This is a genomic window from Halomonas urmiana, from assembly GCF_005780185.1.
GTDB lineage: Bacteria > Pseudomonadota > Gammaproteobacteria > Pseudomonadales > Halomonadaceae > Halomonas > Halomonas urmiana.
In genome coordinates this window covers 1-2,718 of record NZ_VBUI01000061.1, presented here as the reverse complement: position 1 = coordinate 2,718, position 2,718 = coordinate 1, and the positions used below count along the sequence as shown (strand labels likewise).

The following is a 2,718-nucleotide window of genomic DNA, read 5'->3' as shown; positions in this document are numbered from 1 at the left end:
CAGCGCTGTTCAGCTGCGAGTGAGGCTCAGGACATTGCTTAAACTCGTGCACTTTCTGTCTTGACGGTGGGGTCCACATCACATAGCGCCGCATTAAGGTGTGAGCGACGTTTGGCTATACTTGAGCGAAGCGAAAATGCCAAGCGTTGCGAATCACTCTTAAATGCTTTGTTAGTTGAATTTTTCCACTGACCTACATTTAGGGAAAGAGGAGCAACCCCAAAACTGTTTACCTTTATCTTCACCACGCTTTGTTTCACGCACAACCATATCAGAGCCACAACGTGAACATTGCTTTATGTTTTCTTTTGAAGCGACCAGCTCTTTAACATGTTGCCTATGCTTTAGATCTGTAACCACGCCTTTCTTGAGCTTAACTTCGTTGATGGCCGAAATAATTTGAGCGTATTCAGCATCTGAAAATACTGGCTGGATGAACTGCTTAATGTAATCCAAGCAACCTCGTGCGTAAGTAGCATTATTAGGCATATCAGTTTTAAACGTACTATCACCAATAAAAACGATGACCGAATGCAACTTAGATGAATCTATACCCAACAATGATTCAAGGGTTCTGATATGTTTATAATTTTGATGGAGAGGATTCTGAAATTTGGAAGTATGCCGATAGATTTTTTGAGTCCATTGTTTTTGACTTTTTGAGCCAAAGATCCACCCTTTCATATTTTTTGTTTCAACAACAAAAATACCAAACTTAGATACAACAACGTGGTCAATTTGTGTTGTGCCATCTTCTGTGGGTAAAGTTACATCTTTTACTAACGTGTAGTCTGATTCAGATAACTGTGACAGCAATCTGTTTACCAAATACTCGCCTAACAGACCTTTAAACCATCGACTCTTGAATATCGAAACGATAAGTAACAGAGGTATGATGTACCAAACTTGAACTAAAGCACCCGATAGTAACCCTAAAATATCCACGAAACTTCCTTATTCAACTAACGTCTGAGCTAAGCGGCGCGGCTTTAGCCGCGTCCGGTGGAGGCCCGTCAGGGCCGGAACGTACTTGAGCGATTTGTTAGGAAGCAATACGCTTAATCATCGCCCTACCGTGCTCTGCGTACTCCTGCGAAGCTTCCTTTTGATGATAGTAGTGTACGGCGATGCTATTCCAAATGGCCTCACCTATGAGTCTGGTAAGTTCATCGAGCATTGCCTCGATTTCGTCGAGATCCATAGGGTGATCCCCAAATACATCGATACCGTCCCGGGCGTTATGCGCTACGACCCTGTGACGCCATTCTTCGATTTTATGAAAAGCTCCGTCCGGCTTTCTTAGCTGCGCTTCCAAGTCTGCTACCAGGCCACTAAGGTCGGAGCCTTCGCCGAAGTATCTACGGATTCTTGCCAGTAACGCCGGCAAGCTTTGCGTGTTGCGCGTTCTGTCGAGTATGGTTCCTGTGCAAGTCACAAGAGTCCAGAACTGGGCTCTCCAAATCTCCGGAAGTGCTCCCGGGCACCTTTCAAGAGTCTCGGGATACTCATTCGCTCCACGATGCAACCCCTGCATAAGATAAAAAATTCTCCACGCTGCGCAAAGAGTAGAGTTAAGGGCCTCTGCGTCTGCTTCAAGGTTCGCCTTTTGCTGCTCGTTTAGCGGCATTGCTTGGCTGCTACCTAACGCCGCCGCCATGCGCAGCTTTGTAGTGAAGGCGAAGCCGCAACAGAAAAGCTGTCACCGTGCTTGGCACGGTTAGGCATCTTCGAGTTTGCTCCGTGGTATAAACCTCAGCTCAATATTCGCGGGGCAACTGCTCACTTTTTTCCGCCAAAATCTTTCAACACGCTCAAGCTCGGCATCTTCAAAGTAATAAACCACAGCCAAGACTAGTTTGAAACGAGAGTTAAAGAATTTATCGGCAACAACGGCATTGTATAAAATACGATCCAGCATCATCATTGCTGGCCCTGCTGACCTCAGAACTTTCACTTCAACAAAGGTGAAGCGGTCTGCAGTTGAGGTTAGGAACGCATCGAAATTTGCATCGGTTTCACCAATTCCCACATTCTTTTCTGCCTTGGAATTATATTCTTCTGCAATGCTTTCAATTACGTTCGCCTCTATCTTCTCCAGCTCTTCTCTGAACCGACGATGCTCTTCTTTCCGCTTTTGGCGTTCAATTTGGTCATTTCTTCCTGACTCTTTCTGCTTGGGGATCTCAACTGCGTTGCCGGACTGGCCGCCTTTTAGCTGAGCGAAAGATTCTTTGACTTCTTTTTCCAGCCTAACCTCCTGCTCCTCAGGAGATAATGTTCTTAGGAACGATTTATCGTCTTTATAGTCCGCCGGCGCATAAAGCTTCCCATGATGCTTTGTCACAAGCTTATAGAACGCTACCAAGACCATTATCGGAAAAAATACGATGAACAATATCAGCGGCCAGCGCTCTGCCGCAGAAAGTTTCTCTACGGAAGAATCCAATAACAGGCTAGCAAATCCGTAGATTAGCGAGATAAACAGCGCAACAATTCCGAGGGGATTTCTTGCTAAATCTTTCGCACCTTTAAGAAACTCCATCATCTCTCCCTACCGGTTGATTGCCTAACGCCAGCCATCAGCCGCGCCGCTTTATGGCGTCGGCTGCATGGCCTTGTTGGGGTTCTTCGTCACATCATATGGATTTGGCCTGATCCAGCAGGCGCCCCACGGGGCTGCCAATCAGGTAGATCATCGCGATGAAGTTGGCCTCGTTT

At 46.3% G+C, this 2,718-nt stretch carries 3 protein-coding genes; all 3 read right to left on the bottom strand.

Going from position 1 to position 2,718, the window contains the following annotated elements; genetic code table 11:
* Positions 1–171: 171 nt before the first annotated feature.
* Positions 172–945: an NERD domain-containing protein gene (locus tag FEI13_RS18720; protein WP_138183000.1), complete on the bottom strand. Its 774-nt coding sequence runs from the start codon at positions 943–945 to the stop codon at positions 172–174.
* A 97-nt stretch (positions 946–1,042) separates the two neighbouring features.
* Positions 1,043–1,627 carry an AbiU2 domain-containing protein gene (locus tag FEI13_RS19765; RefSeq protein WP_158294575.1) on the bottom strand — a complete coding sequence of 195 codons (585 nt, stop codon included), beginning with the start codon at positions 1,625–1,627 and terminating at the stop codon, positions 1,043–1,045.
* A gap of 90 nt (positions 1,628–1,717) precedes the next feature.
* Positions 1,718–2,545: a hypothetical protein gene (locus FEI13_RS18715; RefSeq protein ID WP_204758430.1), complete on the bottom strand. Its 828-nt coding sequence runs from the start codon at positions 2,543–2,545 to the stop codon at positions 1,718–1,720.
* Positions 2,546–2,718 lie beyond the last annotated feature (173 nt).